The organism is Planktothricoides raciborskii GIHE-MW2, from assembly GCF_040564635.1.
Classification (GTDB): Bacteria; Cyanobacteriota; Cyanobacteriia; order Cyanobacteriales; family Laspinemataceae; genus Planktothricoides; species Planktothricoides raciborskii.
On record NZ_CP159837.1, the window covers coordinates 5875825 to 5898645 of the forward strand.

Genomic DNA, 22821 nt, shown 5'->3' on the forward strand with positions numbered 1-22821 from the left:
GTTTTCGATTTTTGGCATTGCGATCGCCGCCAACAGCTTTTGGTCAGTTCAGCGCCCCTAGAATCCGGGGAAAAACCCCAAGATTCACTAATAAGATTCGTTAATAACTCTTCAATCCATTACTCAAAGACTGTGAAGTTTTGGGATTGAATTACCATACAATATCCAGATTATTTTATCATAGAAGTTGAGGCTCTTTGCCGACTGGTGCTCCCGAATGGAATCGATTGTGGTCTTTAATACAAAAAACCCTATAATAGGTGGATTAACTATAGAACACAATATTTTTTTGAGGGAAGATCAGCCAAAACTGCTCAAGAGCGCGCTCGCTGATAAATCGCGGTGCTAAGATTATGGTAAAGTTTAGGGATTAATTATATTTTCAGAAACGTAAATTATGTGAGTGGTTTTGGCCATAGCATATATTGTTATTCAAACATATATATAATATAATTGCCAAAATATGCTGCTTATTTGTAGCGTAATTTATTTGCCAATACCTAGTAATAAAAAAACAATTATCAATAACATAAATTATAGATCAATGATTAACTTGCCTTTACAAATCCCCAAATCTAGCTCGGTTATCTCGACCATTTCACTGATGAGTCAACTGAGTCGCAGCAGTGTATTAATTGTAGACGGGCTTGATAATTATCCCAGTAATTATCTAGAAATTGCTCAATCGAATATCGCTCAATCAAACTCAGAAATCTCTTACAAGCTGGAAAAATTTCCCGCAGCATCATTGATGGGAATTTTTACCCAAAGTGATGTGATTCGTTTAGTGGCTAGTGGTCATCTTACCGAACATAATCTGACCATTGAAGAGGTGATGATTACTCCGGTGATTACCCTGAATTTATTAGAATTTGTCCCAGAACATGGGGCATCTATGGATAACTTGGATCGGTTTAGCCAGTTAAATAGTTTAACCCAAAAAATGGTGATCGAGCGAGTCCTGGAAATTTTTCAAGAAACAGCAATTAATCACCTGCCGTTAGTTGATGGTAGAGGTAGAATTTTTTATGTAATTAATCAAAATTTTATCTTGAATTATTTAAGTAATAATTACTTTGAAAAACGAAGTATTGATACCGACAAATTAAAGAGTAAAAAAAATAATAATTTGTCAAAATCATTATTTTCAAAAAAAGCCGGAATATTTCATAAATCAACTGCCTTAAAGCTACAGAAATTCAAGGATTTAAGCCCTAATTTAGCATCAGAAAGTTTTCTGGCTGAAAAAAAACCATTAGCTGGCGTTTTTTCTTCTGTCAATTACCTAGATATTCAAAGAATGCTGGGGCATGAAGTGAGATTGGTATTGGTGTTGAATGGAGCAGGATATATCCGCATCGCCGAAGGAAATGAGGAGGTGAAAGGTTGGCAAGCAAATGAACTGCTTGGCCGAAATTTTTTGGAGTTAAATCTGGATGTTCCAGAGGCGATCGCCCAACTTCGGCATTGCCTTGCGACTGGAGAAGATATCGAAACAATGGCTGAACTGCCTTTGCTGTTTGTGTCAGAAAGTGATGGTGGTCGATTTTACCAGTGGAAATATTTACCTGTGAACAATTCCCAGGGAGAATTAATCGGCGCGATCGCCCTAGCAGTTGATATTACCAAACGGCATAAAACGGAAGCGGAACTGCGATCGCTTTTCCAGGCAATTACTGATATGGTTTTTGTCCTCGATCGCGACGGACGTTATTTAAATATTGCCCCAACCAAAAGTAACTTATTCTACAAGCCACCGCGAGAATTGCTGGGCAAAACTTTGTCAGAAGTGTTACCACCAGAAACAGCGGCACTAATACTGAATCGGATTCAAGTTGCTTTAAATCAGCAGGAAACCGTTCAGGTAGAGTATAATTTATCGATTCAAGGTCGGGAATGTTGGTTTGACGCGCGGATTTCACCGTTTTTAGAAGATTCGGTGATTTTGGTAGCGCGGGATATTAGCGATATTGCATCCGCAACGCTTCGCGATAGCGCATCCGCGCCGCTTCGCGAACGCATTCAAAGTCAGCAAAACCTGAGACAATCTCAAGAATTTTTACAACAAATCATTAATGCTATACCCGACCCTATATTTGTTAAAAATGAAAACCATGAATTTGTGATAGTCAACCGGGCTTTATGTGAATTGATTGGCTGTGGTCAATCGGAGATTATCGGTAAAAGTGACCCAGATTTTTTCCCACCAGAACAGGTGAATGTTTTTTGGCAAGTTGATCAAAAAGTTTTAGAAACAGGCTGTGATTACACAATTCAAGAAGAATTGACCGATTCAGCCGGAAATATTCATATTATTTCTACCAAAAAAACTAGCGTGACAGACTCGAAGCAAAATAAATTTTTAGTGGGAACGATCCGAGAAGTCACGGAGCAAGTAAAAATTGCCGAAGCGCTGAAACGCAGCGAAGAACGCTACCGCGCTTTTATTACCCAAAGTTCTGAGGGAATTTACTGTTGGGAATTTAACCCACCGATTTCTATTGACCAGCCAGAAGCAGCCCAAATTGAGCAAATTTTTCAGTATGGTTACATTGTGGAATGTAATGATGCGATGGCTCAAATGCATGAGATGACTTCTGGGTTAGAAATGATTGGCACACCTGTCACCCAATGGCGTTCTCCCAAGGAACCAGAAACTCTAGAGAAAACTCGGCAGTTGATTCGGGCGGGATATCGGTTAAATAAAATCGAAATTCGATGGAGTAATACACCGGAAGGCGATCGCTATTTTTTGCTAAATTTCTTGGGAATTATTGAAGCGGGTTGCTTGCAGCGGTTGTGGATTAAGAAATTGGATATTAGCGATCGCAAAAAAGCCCAAATTGCCCTAGAACAAAGTGAAGCCCGTTACCGAGGAATAATTGAATCTCAACAAGATTTGATTGTCCGAATTAATCCCGCTGGTGAATTAACTTTTGTCAATGATGCTTACTGTGTATTATTTGGCCGTACTCGGTCAGAATTACTCGGTCAAAGTTATTTTGCGCTCGTGGATCAAGAGGAGCAAGCACATACCTTAGATGTGATGAAATTACTGGAATTTCCGCCCTATCGAGTCAGTTTTGAGCAGAAAGCGTCTACTCCTCAAGGCTGCCGCTGGATTGCTTGGGAAAACTACGCCATCCACAACGAACAGGGAGAAATTATAGAAATTCAGGGAGTCGGTCGGGATATTACCAATCGCAAAAAAACAGAATTAGCACTACGAGAAACGGAAAACTTACTGGAACTATTCTTCTCTAAATCCCTGGAAGGCTTCTTTTTTATGATGCTGGATGCACCAGTGCAATGGGACGATACAGTAGATAAAGAACAAATTTTGGACTATGTATTTGCTCACCAACGAGTCACCAAAGTGAATCAGGCGATGTTGACTCAATACAAAACAAAGCGTGAAGAATTCATTGGTCTAACTCCCAATGATTTATTTGCCCATAATCTTGAGTATGGGCGAAAACTTTTGCGACACTTGTTTGATCGCGGCAAGTTGGAAATTATCGCCGATGAACGGCGTTTTGATGGTACTCAACTGTGGATTTCAGGGGAATATATTTGTCTGTATGATGACCAAGGCCGAATTACCGGACATTTTGGGGTGCAGCGAGATATTAGCGATCGCTATCGCACCGAAGCCGCGTTGCGAGAATCAGAAGAACGCTTCCGACAAATTGCCGAAAATAGTCAAGAAATTTTCTGGATTGCTTCAGACGATCGCCAAAAATTACTTTATGTCAATCCGGCTTATGAGATAATTTTTGGTCAAACTTGTGCCAGTCTTTATGCGGAACCTCTGGGTTGGATTGACAAGATGATTCATCCCAGCGATCGCTATCGAATTCTCGGCGCCGTAATGCGGCAGATCCTTGACCCCCAAGAAATCAGTCACGAATATCGGATTATTCGACCCGATGGTCGCATTCGCTGGTTGTGGGAAAGAATTTTTCCCATTTGCAACGAACAAGGAGAAGTTTATCGTCAAGCGGGTTTGGTGTCAGATATTACCCAGCGCAAAGAAATCGAAGAAACCCTGCGAGTCACCCAAGAAAGACTGGGTTATTTAATTACCCGAAACCCTGCGGTAATTTATAGTATGGAACCTTGGGGAAATTGTCGGACGACCTTTATCAGTGACAATGTGAAAACCTTGCTGGGTTATGAACCAGAAAAATTCCTAGAAAATCCTGGTTTTTGGATCGATCATATCCACCCAGAAGATCTCCCGGAGATAGCGATCGCTCTTGAGTCAGGGTGGCAACCAGGTCAAACCATCAGTTATGAATATCGGTTTCTTTGTGCTCAGGGTAATTATCGCTGGATACGGGATGAAAATCGACTGCTGTTAGATGAACAGGGCAACCCCCTGGAAGTGGTGGGTTATTTGGCGGATATTACCGAACGCAAACAAGCGGAGGAAGAAATTCGCTCCTGCGTGAAAAAAGAACGAGAACTCAACGCCCTGAAAAGCCGATTTATTACCATGACTTCCCATGAATTCCGTACCCCATTAGCGACGATTTTATCTTCCGCAGATTTGTTGGAAGTCTATGTGCATACTGGGGCGATCGAAAAAAGCAGTCAGCATATCCGACATATTCAAGCGGCGGCTGAACATTTAACTAATATGCTGAATGATATTCTGGAAATTGCTAATTCCGAAGCTCGTCAAAAAGACTTCGATCCGGGAAGCCTTGATTTAGCGGCGTTATGTCGTGAGATTATTTCAGAAGTCAAAAGCGGTTATCCGCACCGTAGCGCGATCGCATTTACTTGTAGTCGCGAGGTAGAAGATCGACTATCTCAGTCTTTAGTGGATATTACTTTGGTACGACAAATTTTAATCAATTTATTGTCCAATGCCCTGAAATATTCTGGGCGAGATGGCCGGGTAGAATTAACCTTAAGCTATTATGAAGAAATTGAGGAAAATTCAGAAAATTCCTCATCACCAAGCCCAGAAAGTTTATCTAAGGTGGTCATGTTCCAAGTCAAAGATAATGGTGTCGGCATTGAAGCTGAAGAAAAAGACCGCATCTTTGATGCCTTTTATCGGGGCAATAACATTGGTAATACTACCGGCACTGGTTTAGGTTTGACCATTGTTAAACACGCCATAGATTTACATGGCGGAAAAATTACTTTTGATAGTACCTTTGGGGGGGGGACTACTTTTACGGTGACGTTACCTTTGAGCGTGAAAAGTGAAAAGTGAAAAGGCAACAGGCAACGGGGAACGGGGGAACGGGGGAGTCGGTGTAGGGGCTCCCCTAAGTGGTCGCCCCGGAGCGGGGGAGCGGGGGCGCAAGCATTGCGCCCCTACGTTGGGCAGGAATAAAGAATTAGGAATCAGTAGTAAAAATAACCGTCACCAGTCAACATAAAATATGAAATATAAATATGAAATATATTCTCTTTTACAAGCCCTATAATGTTGTCAGTCAGTTTAGTGATGTCGGGTCAAATTATGGTGACATTGTGGGGGATAAAAGTTATCAAACGTTGAAAGATTATGTCCCGGTTCCTGATGTTTATCCCGTGGGTCGTTTAGACCGAGATAGTGAAGGATTGATGTTATTAACTGATAATGGTCAGGTACAAAATCGGTTATGTTCCCCCAAGTTTGCTCATCCTCGAACTTATTGGGTTCAGGTGGAACGCATCCCCGATGAAAAGGCGATGCAAAAGTTAAGGAATGGGGTGACGATCGCTGATTACCGAACTCGACCGGCAAAGGTGCAGTTGTTAGAAGGTGAACCCACCTTACCACCACGGGATCCGCCGATTCGGTTTCGGAAAACGGTGCCGACCGCATGGTTAGAGATAACTCTGACTGAGGGAAAAAATCGCCAAGTGAGACGCATGACCGCAGCGGTGGGCTTTCCGACGTTGCGACTGGTGCGAGTGGCGATCGCGCATCTCCGGTTAGATGGGTTAGAACCCGGTCAGTGGCGGGATTTGACCCCAGAAGAGCGATCGCGTCTTTTAAAACTGTGAATGCTTCGCAAAGAAACCCGGTTTCTTGAAGAAACCCGGTTTCTGCGAATGCTTCGCCCTGAAAACGCCTTTCTAGCTTTTTTGCAGTTATAATTATTTTAAATATGCTTCATTGGACAGGTAGCTTTCTATATTGTGTAATATTTCCCTTAAATAACAAATCACTCTTTTTTGAATTTTTAGCAAGTCATCCACAGTAGCATTTTTACCAACTTCCTCAAATGACTTAAACCCATGTGCTAAATCATTTCTATTCGTTTTCACGGTTAGTAAATCGCGCCCATCTTTTGTTTTTTTAGCATTGGTTTTATAAGAAAAACCATACATTTCGGCGATTTTTTTGATTTTTTTAGCATCAATATTGCCTGAAAATAATTTTTGTTTATTAAAACCCGCAGATATAATATCAACTGAGATTGCTTGAATATTAGCTAAAAGCGTATCCGTGGATTGATTATCTTTCAAATTTTTTATAATAATTTTTTTCAAGTCATCTCTAACCTCATCAAAATAAATATTTTTATTTTTTAGTTGATCAAAAATTATTTCAATTGCATTACGCATAGTAGCTTCAATTAAGTTATAGAGTAACAAATATCCTGTGGCTTTAAGAGTCTTAGCTAAATCATCGTTAATTTTTTTAGTTTTTGTATGTTCCCCATGACCCATACTTAACTGAATTGAACCTTCCTGTAAATTCTTCAAAAAGAAAAAATATCTACTCACTTCTTGAGCGCGTTCATCAAAATCTTTAAGTAAATCTTAAAATAATGGATTTTTCATAAATTACTTACCTAAAAGGCGTTCGCGAAGCGGCGCGGATGCGCTTTCACGCACATACCCAATGCGATCGATAACTTTATTTTTAGAACTGCTGGCATCAGATTGAGTATATTTTTTAAACTCATCAGAATCTAAAAAATCAGTTGATTCGGGGATTAAATTCGGGTTTTCTCTTAAGGCTAAAGCAATACCTACAGAAATTGATTCAAACTTAATTCTAGTTGTTGGCTCATATTGATTTTTTGTTTTCCGATAAATATGTAAAGCATCAGGAAAATGCTTGTTGACAAATTCTAACATTGTATAGAACTCATTTTTCATCGCCTCAGTATTTAGCGAAATTGATTTATTTTCTCGATCTAAATAATCATCCAAAAATTCGTGAACTTTTCTGCCAGAGTAGTTCTGATAATTATTTAAAAATGCAAAAAACCGCAACACAAATTCTTGAGGATCTCTTTTATTAACTTCAGTTTCAGTAAAAGAGCATAAATCTTGAAATAGTTTATTTTTTGATATTTCTTCAATTAAATCCAGAAACTTTCCGGGTTTACTTCCTCTCCGCTTCTCCATTTCATTTAATTCAACGCTCCCACTATTAATTCTTTCAAAAAGGTCTCTTCTAACTTCTTCATCGGCTTCGTTGGTTAAAACGATCATTCTCATACTTGTTCTTTGAAACCGTCTTTGTCGTGACAGTGGCAAATCTTTAAACGTAAACCCATTAAGACTTGTTAACTTTTCAAGATTTTTTAATTCGAGATCGTTATTCATAAACTTAGTGACAGTACGAATCCGTTGTGTACCATCTATAATTTCTAAACGGGATAAATTTTCGTCTTCTGATATGTCGGCCACAAAAATATAAGGAATTGGTAAACCTAATATTAAAGATTCAATGAATTTTGATTGTCTATCTTCATCCCAAGCCATTTCTCGTTGATAATCAGGAATAAACAGTTCACTTTTATCTTCGTCTCTTCCCTTTAAATATTTTTCAACAATCACCTCGATAGGATATTCTAAGGTATTGTAGTCAACCCGCTTTGTGCGATCGCGGATTTCAGCCTCAGCCTTGGCTTTAAGCTCATCGGTAATTGTTAATTGTGTAACCATATTTGATAAGTTATTTGTGTAAGTGTTTTAAATAAACTTCGATAATACAACTGGATTAGCCGAGAAATTGCTTGATGATTAATCTATAGATTAGATTATACATTCGGTTATTTCTATACTATATAATAGTACATCCTATAATAGTACATCGTCGTAGTAAATGATCGTATAGATATTTTAGGGAATTTATAGAATGAGGACACCAAGCAATCATACAGACAAGGGATGTTGCTAACTATTGCTGCTCTCTACAACCCCTTAATCGTCAAATTATTGCAAATAAATAACCAGTAATAAAAAGTCAAGAAACCCGGTTTGTGTATTTTTGGTGATATCGGATCAGGCCCGATAAGGATAAAAATAAATCTGGAACTATTTTATTAATGAGGGTAGGAAGTCGGTATCTTGACTACAAAAAAATTAGGCATTTTGACCAGTGGCGGTGATGCTCCCGGAATGAATGCTGCCGTGCGAGCGGTGGTGAGAACAGCATTAGAGCGGGATGTGGAAGTTTACGCCATTTATGAAGGATATCAAGGAATGGTGGATGGGGGCGATCGCATCCATAAGTGTGATTGGGGATTTGTCGGTGGGATTTTGCAACGGGGGGGCACAGTCATTGGCACCGCCCGCTGTATGCCGTTTCAAACCAGAGAAGGACGACGCCAAGCAGCGCGAAATTTGCTCTCAAGGGGCATCGATGCCTTAGTCGTGATTGGTGGAGATGGTAGCCTGACTGGGGCGAATATTTTTTACCAAGAATGGCCAGAACTTTTAACAGAACTGGTGGAAGCTGGGGAAATTACCCAGGAAGTGGCGATCGCTCATCCTCAACTCAAAATAGTAGGGTTGCCTGCATCCATTGATAATGACTTTTATGGCAGTGACATGACCATTGGCACCGATACCGCCCTGCATCGCATTACGGAAGCGGTAGACGCCATTTCTTCCACCGCTGCCAGTCACCAGCGCACCTTTGTGATTTCGGTGATGGGACGCAATTGCGGCTATTTGGCCTTGATGGGGGCTTTGGCAACTGGCGCCGACTGGGTTTTAATTCCCGAAATGCCCCCCACAGACGACAACTGGGAAGAGAAAATGTGTGAAGTCCTCAAGGCAGGACGAAGTTTTGGTCGTCGAGATACCATTGTGATTGTGGCGGAAGGAGCCAGAGATAGTCACGGAAATCTCATTTCTTGCGACCAAGTGAAACATATTCTGGAAGAACGGCTGGGTGAGGATGTCCGGGTGACAATTTTGGGTCATATGCAGCGGGGCGGGGCGCCGAGTGCTTACGATCGCATCCTGAGCACGATTTTGGGGCATAACGCCGTTGAGGAAATTTTAGCGGACAAGCCCCACCGTGAGCCGATGTTGATTGGGATGCGGGGCAACCGAGTCACCCAGGCGCCGTTGATGGAATGCGTGCAAATTAGCCGTTCCGTGGTGCAGGCGATCGCCGCTGGGGACTACCAAAAAGCTATGCAGTTACGAGGCCATATTTTTGAAGAAGCCTATAACACTTTTTCCACACTGATTCAGGCGAAACCGCCCGGTAGTCTAGGCGAACGACCACCGGGCGGTCAAAAGTCTTTACGCATTGCCATTCTCAACTGTGATGCCGCTGCACCAGGGATGAATACTGCGGTTCGGGCAGCGGTCCGGTTGGGCATCGATCGCGGTTACACCATGTTAGGCATTGAACATGGATTTCGCGGTTTTATTCAAGGAAAAATTCGCGAGTTGGATTGGGTCAGCGTTCGCGGTTGGGCAACCATTGGCGGTTCAGAATTAGGCACCAGTCGCAAAACTCCCCAGGGACGAGATTTTTATGCGATCGCTCGTCACATTGAAAATAATCACATTGACGCCCTATTAATCATTGGTGGCTGGTCTGGTTATCAAAGCGCTTACTATTTATATCAGCAACGAGAAAACTATCCGGCCTTTAATATTCCCATCCTTTGTATTCCCGCCACCATTGACAATAATCTACCCGGTGCAGAACATAGCATTGGCAGCGATACAGCCCTGAATAATATTATCGAGGCGATCGATAAAATTAAACAATCCGCCGTCGCTTCTAATCGCTGTTTTGTCGTCGAAGTCATGGGTTTATACTGTGGTTATCTAGCTTTAATGAGTGGCATTGCCACCGGCGCCGAACGAGTTTATTTACACGAAGAAGGCATCACTTTAAAGAATTTGCAGCAAGATGTATCCGATTTAATCGCGGGATTTACGACAGGAAAAAGGTTAGGATTAGTTTTATGTAATGAAAAAGCTCACCCCGTTTACAACAGCAATTTTATTCGGGATTTATTGACCGAAGAAGGTAAAAAAATATTCCAAGTTCGGCAATCAATTCTGGGACACTTACAACAAGGCGGCGACCCCTCTCCCTTCGATAGAATTAGCGCCACCCGATTAGCCCAAAAAGGGATTAACTATCTGAGCGAACAAGCAGGAAAAGAATCACCAGGAGCGTCATTTATTGGCTTACAAGGCGGCCAAGTCAATTTTTGGAGTTTGGCCAAATTTCCCCAATGGACTGACCAAGAATTTAAACGCGCCAAAGAACAATGGTGGTGGGATTTACGGGCGATCGCCTCAATTTTGGCTCAACCGGCGCCCACGCCCTGAAAAATTTAGAAAAATGTAGGGTGGGCAATGCCCACCCATCTGGAAAATGCCAGAAAAATGTCAAAATATAAGCAATGCTCTCCTTTTTTTGCGACAAACATCACCCTCAAGAAAAAAACAAAAAAACCGGCTGTAAATCATTATGAATAAGCGCGTTGTTCTGCTCACCAACTTTATTCCCCCCTATCGGTTGCCCCTCTACCAAGCAATAGGGGACAGAGTTCCAGAATTTCAAGTATTAATTTCCACCCCAATGGAACCCAACCGCAGTTGGCAACCCAATTGGGACGGATTGAATGTCACCGTACAAAAAAACCTCACCCTGCAACGGAAATGGCGGCACCCTCATGGTTTTTCTGAAGACTTATATGTGCATATTCCTTATGACACTCTCTGGTTATTACACCAAAAGCAGCCAGATATAATTATTTCTGGAGAAATGGGATTTAGAACCTTGCAAGCAGCCATTTATCACAAGTTTAATCCGAAAAGCCGTCTGATTTTGTGGGCGACAGTTTCAGAATACAGTGAACAAGGACGGGGCAAACTCCGAGAAATTTTACGGCGGTGGCTGGTGCCCCAAGCGGATGCCGTATTAGTCAATGGTCAAAGCGGTGCCCGGTATGTCCGTCAATTTGGCATCAAAGATGAACAAATTTTTCCGGCACCCTATACCACCGATATTACTCCATTTCTTTCGGTGCCTTTAGCCAAAGATGCCGATCAAGCTTATCGCTTGCTTTACGTAGGTCAGTTAGTAGAACGCAAGGGAATAGAGCCATTTTTATCGGCTTTGACCCGATGGTGTCAGGCCCATCTTGACCGAAAAATCGAGTTTTGGTTAGTAGGAGATGGTCCGTTACGGAACACTTTAGAGGGGCTCTCTATGCCAAATAATTTATCCCTGCGGTTTTTAGGCAATGTGGCTTATGACCAGTTAGCAGACATTTATTACTCTTGCGGAATCTTTGTGTTTCCCACCTTAGCAGACGAGTGGGGTTTAGTCACCAATGAAGCAATGGCCGCTGGGTTGCCCGTCTTAGGTAGTTTGTATAGTCAATCTGTCGAAGAGTTAGTCACTGAAGGGGAAACGGGCTGGACATTTCGGCCTGATCGCCGTGAAATGGAGGCCGCCATTGAACGAGTGTTAACAACTCCTCTGAATGTGTTAGAACAAATGCGATCGGCAGGACGCGATCGCATTCGCAACCTCACCCCTCAGTTTGTCGCTGACGGAATATTACAAGCGATTAACTATGTTTCTACGCCAGTTGCTCTACTTGGGGAAACCCCAAGACCGCACTGGCTTTAGTTTCTTCGCCTTACACGAGCCAAACTGCCGTAATTTGAAATAAATAATTGATTTAATAATTGATTCATCCCAGGGGCATCGAAAATCACCACAAATTCCCATATTAGTCAATGGCGAATTTAGTCAAATGGCGAATATTGAGAATTGCTGGCCTTTCACCATTATTATTGGAGGCTTTCCCCAAAATGAGAATCTTACAGCTACATAACCTCTACAAAATCGCAGGAGGAGAGGATGTCGTGGTTCAGGCTGAGAAAACCTTGCTAGAAGCTTATGGTCACGAGGTGATATTGCTGCAAGCGGACAATCACAACATTACCAACTTCTTCAGCCAAACCATGACCGCCTTGAACACGGTTTATTCCTTCTCGGCCAAAAAACGAGTACAGGCAGAAATTGCTAAGTTTCAACCGGATGTAGTTCACGTCCACAATTTTTTCCCATTGTGGTCTCCGGCAGTTTACGATGCCTGTCAGGAAGCTAAAGTGGCCGTATTGCAGACTCTCCATAATTACCGACTGCTTTGCGCCGCTGGTTTATTGTTTCGGGATGGAAAGGTGTGCGAAGACTGTTTAGGCAAGCTTTTCACCTGGCCGGGAGTGGTTCACCGTTGCTACCGAGGCAGTCGAGTCGGCAGTGCGGTATTAGCAACAATGCAGGCCGTCCACCGTGCCAGGGGAACCTGGAACGAACGGGTCAATTTATATATTGCGATGACGGAGTTTAACCGCAATAAATTTATCGAGGCAGGCTTGCCAGCAGATAAAATTGTCCTAAAACCGCATTTTCTATTTTCAGATCCCCAGATAAAGCAGGGGCATGGGGATTACGCTCTGTTTGTGGGGCGGCTGTCCCCAGAGAAAGGAATCGATACAATGCTGGCTGCTTGGCGATTAAAGGCATCAAATGGGCTTGGTGAACAGGTTCAAAATTTTTTAGGGTCGCTCAAAATTGTCGGAGACGGGCCTTTAGCAGATCAAGTGGCTATGGCAGCACAGGAGATCCCAGGAGTAGAATGGCTCGGTAGACAGCCCCAAGAACAAGTACAAAAGCTGATGCAAAATGCCAAATTATTGGTGTTTCCATCTGAGTGCTATGAAGCTTTTGGCATGGTTATTTTAGAAGCTTACTCCGTGGGTTTGCCGGTGGTCGCCAGTAACTTGGGCAGTCTCTCTTCATTGGTTGATTCGGGTCGCACGGGTCTTCATTTTCGTCCCGGAGATGCCGATGACCTGGCGGCTAAAGTTGAATGGGCGATCGCTCACCCCCAAGAACTGGCGCAAATGGGACGAGAAGCCCGCGCCGAATTTGAAGCCCACTACACAGCAGAAGCCAACTATCGGCAATTAATGGAAATCTACCAGTTAGCCCTTGGTTCTCAAACTAGATGATTTGAACCGTTATGCAACCTCTGGGTTAAAGCAATGGATCAATAATTTATGTGCAGAGCAAGGATTTAATCTGAGACTTGCCGGACATCTACGGACAATAAGGTATAAGCACCAAGACAAAAATAATTGCATCCCTGCGGCCAGTCTGTACAAGGGTTTCAGCGCATTATGGTATGCAATTTATTTAGCATGACTGCTTAATACCCAAGCCGAGTCGCAACTCAATAACTGATATACGGTTAAAACCCGGACAATGCTGGATCTCGCCCCCTACCTACTAAGGAAGCCGGATTTATGGTAAAATGGAACAATGGTTTACAAAGCTTTCCGCACAAAACTAAAACTCAATGACCATCAAGCAACCCTGATGGCCAAACACGCGGGCTATGCTCGAAAAGTTTTTAATTGGGGATTACGCTTGTGGATGTTAGCCGATCGAGAGGGACTAAAGCCTAACCTTAACTCCATCAAAAAGGTTTTTACTAATCATGTGAAACCTCAATATCCTTGGATGTCTGAATTGTATTCTAGAGTTTATCAATATGCTTTTATTAATCTAGGCGATGCGTTCAAACGCTGCTTTACAGGAATAAGTAAGTATCCTAAATTTAAGAAGAAAGGCTACCACGATAGTTTTACTCTTGACAATTGTGGAAAACCAATCAGGCTGTCAGGAACTCGCCACAAGCTTCCCTTTGTTGGCTGGGTTTCTACATTAGAAGCTATACCAGAAAGTCTGGTTAAGAAAGTCACTATTAGCCGCCAAGCTGGTGACTGGTATATGAGCTTTTTTGTAGAAACTACCCCAGAAATTACACCTAAATGTCGAGAGATAATCGGGGTCGATCTGGGAATTAACAATTTGGCGACTTGCTCCGATGGGACAAATTTTTCTAATCCCAAAGCATATAAATCAGCCGCCAAAAAACTAGCTCGATTACAACGCCATTTAAGTCGCAAAATCAAAGGCTCGAAAAATTGGTATAAATGTCTCTTAAAAGTCCAAAGGCTACATCGAAGAGTAGCAAATATTCGCCGTGACACAATTCATAAACTAACTACTTTTTTAGCTAAGAACCACAGCCAAGTAGTCATTGAAGATTTGAATGTGTCTGGGATGTTGAGAAATCATCGTTTGGCCGGTTCTATTGCTGACGCCTCATTTTATGAGTTCCGTCGGCAACTGGATTACAAGAGCTCATGGTATGGTTCAAAATTGATTATTGCAGATAGATTTTATCCATCCAGTCAACTCTGTTCTAATTGCGGCCATCGACAAAAAATGCCGCTAAACCAACGGATTTTTCAATGTCATAACTGTGGTCTGGTGATAGATAGAGACTTGAATGCCAGTCTAAATTTAGAAAAATCGTCGGGCTGCGGCGATTACACTTGTGGACGGGGTGCTGCCGACAGTCCCGGACGAAGCAAGAAATAAACATCAATATCCGGCCATGTCCGGGTTTGTCTAAGTTTTATAAAGCAGAAAAGCACTAGGATATAAGAAATGATCAGCAAGATGAAACGAACATAAAATCGGTCGGTGAACAACTCTACCTTAAAAATTCTCTGTACAATTACTGCCTACCCTCCGTCAGTGGGCGGAGCCCAGCTACATACCCATAAAATTGTCAGCCTCTTAAACCAAAACCATCAAATTAGTGTCATCACTCATTGGACGGAAAATCGGAATGATTGGTTATTGGGCACTACGTTGAATGCTCCAAAAATGGTCAAAAATTATGACCTCGATGGCGTTCCCGTTAAACAAATTACCCTAAATCAGTCAGAAAGACTGGCTTTAATTCCTTATGTATTGGGATATTATGCGATTAAAAAAATAGCAGTCGATCGCATTTCCGATCGCCTGCTGCCTAAATTAGAAGCATCTGCACCGGCAGACTTAGATTTGATTCAGAATGTCCGCATTGGTCGCGAAGGAATCAGTTATGCTTCATGGAAACTAGCCCGAAAATTAGATATTCCATTTATTTTTACGCCCCTGCATCATCCCCGGTGGGTGGGATGGAATTACCGGGAGTATATCAATCTTTATCAACAAGCGGATGGAGTGATTGCCCTCACCAATGTAGAAAAGCAAATTTTAATTGAACTGGGGGTTAAACCAGAAAAAATCTTTATTACCGGAATTGGCCCATTAATTGCAGATACCGCCGAACCGGAAGCATTTCGTCAAAAATATGCTTTAGGACGCGATCCGATTATTTTATTTTTGGGTCAGCAGTATCCCTATAAAGGATTTCAATCGTTATGGGATGCCGCCCCAGAAGTCTGGAAACGGTTTCCCGATACTCGGTTTATATTTATTGGGCCACGCACGAAGTATTCAAAAAAAGTTTTTGCTCAAATCAAAGATGAGCGAGTGATAGAATTAGGCCAAGTTTCCCTAGCAGAAAAAACCAATGCCTTGGCTGCCTGCGATATTTTATGTGTGCCATCCATGCAAGAAAGTTTTGGCGGAGTTTATCCAGAAGCTTGGATGATGAAAAAACCTGTCATTGGTGGTGATATTCCAGCAATTCGGGAGGTGATTTCCGATGGCATCAATGGTTTTTTGGTGCAACAGGATTCGGCGGAAATAGCTGATAAAATTTGCCAATTGCTCCAGAATACTTCATTACGAGAAAAAATGGGTGCTGCGGGCTATCAAAAAGTATTAGAAAAGTACACTTGGGATAAATTGGCGGAAAAAATCAATGGGGCTTATCGGCAAGTTTTGCAAGGATAATTTTCTAAGCTTCATCAGATCAATTAGAAGTGAAATTAGAAAAAATATATGAGGGTTGGTGGGCGTTGCCCACCAACAAAAATACGGTTAATTTTGGGACATAATTCAGTTAATAGCATTTACAAAAATTCATTCAACAGTAGGGGCGAATGGCCATTCGCCCAATGCTCAAAATATTAACCTATATACCGGAAGGATCACGCCCCCCCGCCCAAAAGGGTTGCATTTTTGGAAAATTGGAAACGGTATAACAAATAGGGAAAGGGGTAGTAGGTAATCCAGCAGAATCATCCACCTAAGAAAAATTCTTTTTCAAAGGGGCTGAAAGTGGAAGTAAATTGATTAGCTGAAGGAACAACAGAATTAAATAGAGGGGATTTAAAAATACATAACGTTGCCAAAGACGAAGCGGTTCTTGCCGCAACCGAAATAACCACTCTAAGCCAGCTTTTTGCATCCACGGAGGTGCTTGGGGAATATTGCCAGCATGAAAATCAAAAGCAGCCCCGACACAAACCAAAGCACAGTTTAACTGCTGAGAATGTTTGAAAGCCCAAGCTTCTTGTCTGGGGCAACCTAACCCAATAAACACAATCCCTGCGCCAGATTCACGAATTTTTTGCGTGTATTCGGCGTCTTCTTCGGGAGTGAGTGGGCGAAATGGTGGAGAAATGGCGCCAGCGATAGTTAAGTTTGGGAATTTTTCTTTGAGATTTTGCGCCAACTTACCTAAGACTTCGATACTGGAACCATAGAGAAAAATCCCCATATTCTCATTGGCTGCTGAGGCGCAAAGATGCAGCATTAATGTTGGGCCATACACCCGATCTTTTAGAGGAACTTCATCAGGTTGGCGGAATAAATTCATCGCCCAACGCACTGGCTGACCATCAGGAACAACCAGGGTAAATTGATTGAGGCGATCGCCATGACCCTTGGGATCTAAGTAACCAGTCATAATCCCATGTACTGGGGTGGGAGCTACGGTACAAGACTGGCGGAGTTTAGCCGATTTAATAATAAATTCTGTACAGTCGTAGTAGTTAGTGCGACTTACGCCGATGCCTAACACGCTGGTTTTCTTAGGTGGGGTTAAAGAAAGTTGGTTGCTGGTCATTTTGTTATTGATTGTAACCTAGTAATTAAGCGGGTAATTAACCTGGTAATTAACCTGGTAATTAACCTGGTAATTAACCTGGTAATTAACCTGGTAATTAACCTGGTAATTAACCTGGTAATTAAGTCAAGTCTTTCATTTCTGCTAAATAACCGCGAGTTAAAAATGGCACATCCACCACTTCACCGGCAACATTTCCCACTTGTACCTTTAAGCCCAAACCTCCCGCTTTGGTTCTAATATAAGCCAAGGCAAATGACCCGGTGCTACTGTTAGTATAACTGGTGACGATACCAACTTTGTCTTCCCCAACCATGACCGCAGTTCCCGGTTCAACGGGGGCGGGTAGTTGCACTCCCCAAAGTTGCTGTTTGACTCCTTTATAGGTGTTTAACCGGGCAATTGTTTCTTGCCCAATATAACAGCCTTTATCAAAAGAAAGGGTGTGCCATAATCCTGCTTCTAAGGGATTATAATCTTCTGTGAGTTCACAATCTGGGGCAGGGCGTCCTTGTTCAATTCTTAACTGTTCCCAGCAATTTTCTCCCATAGGAACCGATCCCGTATTGGTGAGGGTTTGCCAAACCTTTGCCGCTGCATCTTTAGGCATGATTAAGGTGTAGCCTGGGGTGACTAAACCACTGCCTTCGGCAATGCGTAATTGGCAGCCATTTAGGTCTATAATTTGATGCTTTGTTTGCTCAGAGAAGCTCAAATCTTTGAGTCCAAGCTGTGCTAAAAGATGGTGACTTTTTGGGCCAATTAAGCTAAAGATGGCGGTGGCGTCGCTGAGGTCTTCTAGTTCGACTTTATCTGCTGGAAAAATATAGCGATCGAGCAATGGCATCAGTTTTTGCCGTCGGTTGGGGGAAACCAGGACTAATACGGTATTTTCGGTAATGTAGACCGTGGCTAGGTCAATGGTTCGGGCTGTGGAGGTGACAAATACGGTGTCACAACTTTGACCGGGTTTGAGAATTTGAATGTTGTTGGTGCTTTGGTTGTGTAAAAACCGCAGGCGATCGCCCCCAGAAAGTTGAATCAGTCCCCAATGACTGCGATCGCAAAGGGCAACCGCTGATCGGGCTGCGGTCAAGGCTGCCGCATCATTACCAAAACTCATGGGGATATTTTCCCCAGCGCTAGAATCGGCAAAAATTGCGCCGGATGACTGCTGCATTGCGAGTAATTTTTGGTTCACTTCTTGGTTCATTTTTGATTAATTGATTTCCTCAATGTTTAGCTTCACCGTTTAGCTTCACCGTTTAGCTTCACCAAATGGGCTACTTTTTGATAGGTGAATTTAGTATTATGTAATTAAAGGGATTTACTCGGTAAATTAGCGAACATTTTTTCTACTAATTTTTTGGCTTTTATTTCTAATTCATTCCAATTAACATCTCCGTTTTCATCAATTAAACTGGTGTCAATTTCTACTGCCTGTGTTTCTGCCTCAGCGTGGGTTTCTTTGTAGTTTAAAAAACAGATTTGATAGCAGAGTTCCCAAATATCAAATGTCACCTGATTCTCCCCTAGATTCAAACATAAAAGATAACCAGGAACGGGGGTTTGCACATTTTCATAAGTCCCTTCCCACGGGGAATCTTCCAGATACTTACGGATATTATCCAGTAAACGAATCAAGCAAGGTTGCATTAATAATTCGGCTTGTTGCCATGCCAAGGAATTTTTAAATTTAGGTTTCATCGTTCAAGGGTCTCATAAATATCATCAAATTTACACTGAATTTAAACTGATCTCAAGCATCACTACCTGTTCAACTAGGATATCTCAAAAATGCCCTGCCGCCAAGCGGCTCTCTTGGCGAAATTTCCCTGGCTATTGAAAAAAGAACACAGGCAAAAGTGAAAAAGGACTTTTGCCTGTGGGATCTGAATTGCCAATTTCCCGGAATTCTGGAAAGTCCCGGTTCATTGAACCCCGGTTAATTGTTTGCCTAAATCCTATTTTGACTTAATTCCTTAATTGATCGAAGGCAAGGTCTCAATTTTAGACGGCAAAGTGGCTGGCTGTTTTATGTCAGTCTCAGATGGCATGGTGTTCGTTTCGGGGGATTCTGTTTCGGGGGATTCTGTTTCGGGGGATTCTGTTTCGGGGGATTCTGTTTCGGGGGATTCTGTTTCCGTGATTTCTTCCCTGGGAGGCAAATTATCCAGTTTTTTGCTTTCTTCTTTGGGGGTTTCCTCCGTGGGAACTACGACATCAGCACTTAGGGATGCATCAAAGAAATAAACGCGATCGCAATATTGAATTTTGCTAGAACAAATAGTTTCAATTGCGATATTACTAATATTGCTGACATCGAGGGCTAAAACGACTCGTTCTCCCGATGACACCGTATTGACGGAAGCTTGTTCGCCATCTAAATAGACAATCACTTGATTGGCAGGACTGGCACTATGTCGATCGCGCATTCCAAATTCCAACTTCAGACTTTGGAAATTTTTTTTCTTAGATGTTTCAGTATCTTCACTTTGGCGGATTCTACAGGCGAGAGACGCAAATTGGCTGCCCGGTCCCAGAAACATCACCGATCGATAAACTTCTCTACCGACCGAAACATCTTCTACTTCCCGTCGCCATCGTCCAGGACTTTCGCTGACACATTGCGCTTCAAATAACCAAGCTAAACGGGATTCGTCTTTTGCTTGGGCGAGGAAAGGACTTAAGGGCAGGATCGCAACCGACAGGACGCCAGCGGCAAGTAATTTAGCGATCAACTGGGTTGTTTGCATAGGGGAAAAGAAAAGCTAACAGATTTTAAATTCTCTGATCATATCGAATCTATTTCCAGGGGATCGCCACCGAGCGGATTTCTTTAGCCGTTGATGATTGGCGATCAGGGTTTTCCCGTCTAGTCTGGAAGGTTGAATCCTCAGAACCCAGACCAGACTGAGGTTGAATGATGTTTATTTTTTACTCGTAAACACGGTGGTAAACATCATCAGCATTCCACCGAGGAATAGCGCGATCGCCAATCCACCCGCAATCCAATTTTCTAGTTCAGTAATTTCCATGAGAGGTCGTTGCACTCTTTTAGATACTCTTACTTATTATCATCTCATAGTGATCGCCTGCTTGAACCTATTACTGAGTCTTCGGATGCCCAAGTAGGCGATCGCGGTGAATCCTTGAGACCTCGTGGCTGATGTTTTCTCGGAAATACAGCCGTGTTTCGGCTCTGATTTACTGATGTTCTTTTAACTGACATTAACCATTGACTGAAATGATTGACAGGATTTTTGCCTTTTCCCACACTCACTGCCTTGCCATTTGTGGCTTTTTGGTGCCCGCGAACCTGCTGGCCACCTTACAAACCATGATTTTTACCCCTTGGCCTCGATTTCGTTCACGGGTGCCGATCCTCGTCACCATTGCCAGCTTGTATGCCTTGGCGATGGTATTTCACGTTTTTACCTGGTTTGCCGTTGGGGTCGTGATGGCGCCGACCTTTATTTTGCTATTTTTAGCCTGCGTTTGTTTAACGATTAATGGTTGGGCGATCGCACATCCTACCAGTCTTAGTCAACTCTTACTGCAACTTTGGCACTGGTTGAAATTGTTAGGCAATCATTTGGCCATAACATTTCCCCTGCGTTCGGTACAATCTTCGGTGAATCCCGATTAACCGACAGGATTTACGCAGAAACCGGGTAATTGACGAAAATCTCTGTAATCCCACCAAAATTGTCATAGAAACCCGGTTTCTAGATCATGCGTAAATCCTGTCGCTCAAATTAATTTGCTCAAATTAATTTGCTCAAATTAATTCAAAGTCAATCACAAAGTCAAACACAAATTTTAGCCCACGATGAAAGATAAACTTTTGAATGGATTAAACATATTCTTAATGGTCGATGTATTCTTCGTACTATTAAGCTTTTTTTGGTTTGCGATCGCCCTGGTCGGTCGTTCCATTGGCGTTCCCCTAGGGTTTGACCTTTGGTATAGCCTCTGGGAGCCGGTTTTTACCCCCGCGATCGGCATTCTCATGGCCGGTGCCATTCTCACCGGCATCATTAACTGGATTTCTAAAAGGCTTAGTTCCCCCACCGCCAAATAACCAGTTCAGTCACAATATTCCCTGTAGGGACACGGGCTTTCGCCGTGTCCTTATTTACATATATCTTAATCTATATCTAATACAAATTAAAAAAAAATTGCTCCAATTCTAAAGTTTATTTTGGCGCAATCATTGCCCACCTAATGCTAACTATTGTAAATAATAGAAGTTTTTTACCAGCCTAAAAAATATAAACTTTCTTTAAAAAACGTAACATCATTACCCCAATCAAAATTTTAACGTTAAATTAGAAAAAATGGGTTTACAGGGAAAAAAGCCATGCTTGCGATCGATCAAATCATCCAAGACCGTTATCAACTCCAAGGGCAATTAAGTGATAATCCCGTCCGGCAAACTTGGCTGGCCAGAGATTTATCAGCCACGGAAATTGAGCGACAATTAGTGGTGATAAAATTCTTAGCATTTGGTGGCCTAGTCCAGTGGGAACACTTAAAACTATTTGAACGAGAAGCCAACGTATTAAAACAACTGGATTATCCGCGCATTCCCAAATATTATGATTATTTTCATCTCGATGACCAAACCCTTTGGTTTGGCTTAGTCCAGCAATATATACCAGGTAAATCCCTAAAACAATTACAAATTGAAGGGAAACGCTTTACCGAATCAGAAGTGCGGGAAATCGCTAAACAAGCATTAAATATCCTGATTTATCTGCACGAACTGAATCCCCAAGTTTTACACCGGGATATTAAACCCAGTAACTTAATTTTGGACAACAAAGGTTGCCTTTACTTAATTGATTTTGGTTCGGTGCAAGATTCATCTCCTGGGATAGGATCTACTTTCACCGTCGTCGGCACATTCGGTTATGCCCCAATGGAACAATATGGCGGCAGAACTGTCCCCGCTTCTGACCTTTATGCCCTCGGTGCCACCTTAATTCATTTACTCAGTGGCACTTCACCTGCAGATTTACCCCAATATGATGCCCATATTCAATTTCGTCATTTAGTTAATGCTAGTCCCAGCTTTTTGCAGTGGCTAGAAATGCTAACCGAACCATCCGTAGAAAAACGCCCAAACTCTGCTCGTGAAGCGAAAAATATGCTGGAATCTGGCATTATTTTAAGTAAAGAAAATCCCGAAAAAGTTGCCAGTAATTTTGTCAATAATTCGGGACAAGGGGGTTTATTTGACTCCTCTGTACCCGTCCCCGATGAAATTAAAGGTTGGAATTGGGGTGCTTTTTTGTTTCCCCAATTTTGGCCATTGACCAATCAAACTTGGATTGGATTGTTATCCTGGGCGCCGTTTATTGGGCCATTTATGACCTTTGTCCTCGCTTATAAAGGCAATGAATGGGCTTGGAAAAGTCGCAAATGGCGCAGTATTGAGCAATTTAAAGCCCACCAACGGGGCTGGACGATCGCCGGACTTCTGTTTGGGATTCCCGTATCTGTGGCTATTTGGGTCAGTGCGATCGCCTTTCTGATTGACTTGTAACATAAAGCGGGAGAATTCCTCACAAATCAAGCAGGGGCTGGTTTGAACCCGCCCCTGCTGAAACCTACCCCAGAATCAAGAATAACCAATAACGAATAACCAATAACTGTCAACGGCAAGCGGAAACGCCACACGCTGATAGCTAAT

Annotated in this window: 16 protein-coding genes and 1 pseudogene; 10 read left to right on the top strand and 7 right to left on the bottom strand. The window is 42.5% G+C overall.

Going from position 1 to position 22821, the window contains the following annotated elements; genetic code table 11:
* Positions 1–604: 604 nt before the first annotated feature.
* Together ABWT76_RS25070 and ABWT76_RS25075 are read left to right on the top strand one after the other, a co-directional pair.
* Positions 605–5230: a PAS domain S-box protein gene (locus ABWT76_RS25070; protein WP_354635118.1), complete on the top strand. Its 4626-nt coding sequence runs from the start codon at positions 605–607 to the stop codon at positions 5228–5230.
* A 179-nt stretch (positions 5231–5409) separates the two neighbouring features.
* On the top strand, positions 5410–6012 hold the full coding sequence (locus ABWT76_RS25075; protein ID WP_156331510.1) for a pseudouridine synthase: 603 nt from the start codon (positions 5410–5412) through the stop codon (positions 6010–6012).
* Between the two features lie 93 nt (positions 6013–6105).
* Here ABWT76_RS25075 and ABWT76_RS25080 read toward each other — a convergent pair.
* Both ABWT76_RS25080 and ABWT76_RS25085 read right to left on the bottom strand, forming a co-directional pair.
* Positions 6106–6759 (bottom strand): annotated as a pseudogene (locus ABWT76_RS25080) (MAE_28990/MAE_18760 family HEPN-like nuclease); the annotation flags it as partial.
* A 39-nt stretch (positions 6760–6798) separates the two neighbouring features.
* On the bottom strand, positions 6799–7911 hold the full coding sequence (locus tag ABWT76_RS25085) for a DUF262 domain-containing protein (protein WP_354635119.1): 1113 nt from the start codon (positions 7909–7911) through the stop codon (positions 6799–6801).
* Positions 7912–8316: 405 nt separating this feature from the next.
* On the opposite strand from ABWT76_RS25085, the gene ABWT76_RS25090 reads away from it, so the two are divergent.
* The 5 genes from ABWT76_RS25090 (at position 8317) to ABWT76_RS25110 (ending at position 16006) form a co-directional block, all read left to right on the top strand.
* On the top strand, positions 8317–10554 hold the full coding sequence (locus ABWT76_RS25090; protein ID WP_242049680.1) for a 6-phosphofructokinase: 2238 nt from the start codon (positions 8317–8319) through the stop codon (positions 10552–10554).
* Positions 10555–10696: 142 nt separating this feature from the next.
* Positions 10697–11866, top strand: a complete 1170-nt coding sequence (locus ABWT76_RS25095) for a glycosyltransferase family 4 protein (protein WP_354635120.1) — start codon at positions 10697–10699, stop codon at positions 11864–11866.
* Positions 11867–12051: 185 nt separating this feature from the next.
* Complete coding sequence (locus tag ABWT76_RS25100; protein ID WP_354635121.1) at positions 12052–13257, top strand: glycosyltransferase family 4 protein; 1206 nt, start codon at positions 12052–12054, stop codon at positions 13255–13257.
* 310 nt (positions 13258–13567) lie between these two features.
* Positions 13568–14695 (top strand): RNA-guided endonuclease TnpB family protein, encoded by a 1128-nt coding sequence (locus tag ABWT76_RS25105; protein WP_190877071.1) that lies wholly within the window; start codon positions 13568–13570, stop codon positions 14693–14695.
* A 105-nt stretch (positions 14696–14800) separates the two neighbouring features.
* Positions 14801–16006, top strand: coding sequence for a glycosyltransferase family 4 protein (locus ABWT76_RS25110; RefSeq protein WP_054464752.1), 1206 nt, complete (start codon positions 14801–14803; stop codon positions 16004–16006).
* 295 nt (positions 16007–16301) lie between these two features.
* On the opposite strand, the gene ABWT76_RS25115 is transcribed toward ABWT76_RS25110, so the two are convergent.
* The 5 genes from ABWT76_RS25115 to ABWT76_RS25135 form a co-directional block, all read right to left on the bottom strand.
* Positions 16302–17123 carry a WecB/TagA/CpsF family glycosyltransferase gene (locus tag ABWT76_RS25115; protein WP_054464753.1) on the bottom strand — a complete coding sequence of 274 codons (822 nt, stop codon included), beginning with the start codon at positions 17121–17123 and terminating at the stop codon, positions 16302–16304.
* Positions 17124–17244: 121 nt separating this feature from the next.
* The gene (locus ABWT76_RS25120; protein ID WP_199317232.1) at positions 17245–18336 is read right to left on the bottom strand and encodes a folate-binding protein YgfZ; all 1092 of its coding nucleotides are present in this window, start codon (positions 18334–18336) and stop codon (positions 17245–17247) included.
* 104 nt (positions 18337–18440) lie between these two features.
* Entirely contained in the window at positions 18441–18830 is a 390-nt protein-coding gene (locus ABWT76_RS25125; RefSeq protein ID WP_054464754.1) for a hypothetical protein, read from the bottom strand.
* A gap of 275 nt (positions 18831–19105) precedes the next feature.
* On the bottom strand, positions 19106–19879 hold the full coding sequence (locus ABWT76_RS25130; protein WP_054464755.1) for a hypothetical protein: 774 nt from the start codon (positions 19877–19879) through the stop codon (positions 19106–19108).
* A gap of 174 nt (positions 19880–20053) precedes the next feature.
* Positions 20054–20176 carry a hypothetical protein gene (locus tag ABWT76_RS25135; RefSeq protein WP_255353138.1) on the bottom strand — a complete coding sequence of 41 codons (123 nt, stop codon included), beginning with the start codon at positions 20174–20176 and terminating at the stop codon, positions 20054–20056.
* Between the two features lie 194 nt (positions 20177–20370).
* Between ABWT76_RS25135 and ABWT76_RS25140 the strand changes: the two genes are divergently transcribed.
* The 3 genes from ABWT76_RS25140 to ABWT76_RS25150 all read left to right on the top strand — a co-directional run bounded on the left by ABWT76_RS25140 (position 20371) and on the right by ABWT76_RS25150 (position 22674).
* Entirely contained in the window at positions 20371–20772 is a 402-nt protein-coding gene (locus ABWT76_RS25140; protein ID WP_242049705.1) for a hypothetical protein, read from the top strand.
* 183 nt (positions 20773–20955) lie between these two features.
* On the top strand, positions 20956–21207 hold the full coding sequence (locus ABWT76_RS25145; protein WP_054464756.1) for a hypothetical protein: 252 nt from the start codon (positions 20956–20958) through the stop codon (positions 21205–21207).
* A 279-nt stretch (positions 21208–21486) separates the two neighbouring features.
* Positions 21487–22674, top strand: coding sequence for a serine/threonine-protein kinase (locus tag ABWT76_RS25150; RefSeq protein WP_054464757.1), 1188 nt, complete (start codon positions 21487–21489; stop codon positions 22672–22674).
* The last annotated feature ends 147 nt before the right edge of the window (positions 22675–22821 follow it).

Bases quoted from the DNA above. Each gene is read 5' to 3' on its own strand.
- ABWT76_RS25070 (WP_354635118.1), top strand. From the start codon at position 605: ATGAGTCAACTGAGTCGCAGCAGTGTATTAATTGTAGACGGGCTTGAT.
- ABWT76_RS25085 (WP_354635119.1), bottom strand. From the start codon at position 7,911: ATGGTTACACAATTAACAATTACCGATGAGCTTAAAGCCAAGGCTGAG.
- ABWT76_RS25095 (WP_354635120.1), top strand. From the start codon at position 10,697: ATGAATAAGCGCGTTGTTCTGCTCACCAACTTTATTCCCCCCTATCGG.
- ABWT76_RS25100 (WP_354635121.1), top strand. From the start codon at position 12,052: ATGAGAATCTTACAGCTACATAACCTCTACAAAATCGCAGGAGGAGAG.
- ABWT76_RS25105 (WP_190877071.1), top strand. From the start codon at position 13,568: ATGGTTTACAAAGCTTTCCGCACAAAACTAAAACTCAATGACCATCAA.
- ABWT76_RS25115 (WP_054464753.1), bottom strand. From the start codon at position 17,123: ATGACCAGCAACCAACTTTCTTTAACCCCACCTAAGAAAACCAGCGTG.
- ABWT76_RS25120 (WP_199317232.1), bottom strand. From the start codon at position 18,336: ATGAACCAAGAAGTGAACCAAAAATTACTCGCAATGCAGCAGTCATCC.
- ABWT76_RS25125 (WP_054464754.1), bottom strand. From the start codon at position 18,830: ATGAAACCTAAATTTAAAAATTCCTTGGCATGGCAACAAGCCGAATTA.
- ABWT76_RS25130 (WP_054464755.1), bottom strand. From the start codon at position 19,879: ATGCAAACAACCCAGTTGATCGCTAAATTACTTGCCGCTGGCGTCCTG.
- ABWT76_RS25140 (WP_242049705.1), top strand. From the start codon at position 20,371: ATGATTGACAGGATTTTTGCCTTTTCCCACACTCACTGCCTTGCCATT.
- ABWT76_RS25145 (WP_054464756.1), top strand. From the start codon at position 20,956: ATGAAAGATAAACTTTTGAATGGATTAAACATATTCTTAATGGTCGAT.
- ABWT76_RS25150 (WP_054464757.1), top strand. From the start codon at position 21,487: ATGCTTGCGATCGATCAAATCATCCAAGACCGTTATCAACTCCAAGGG.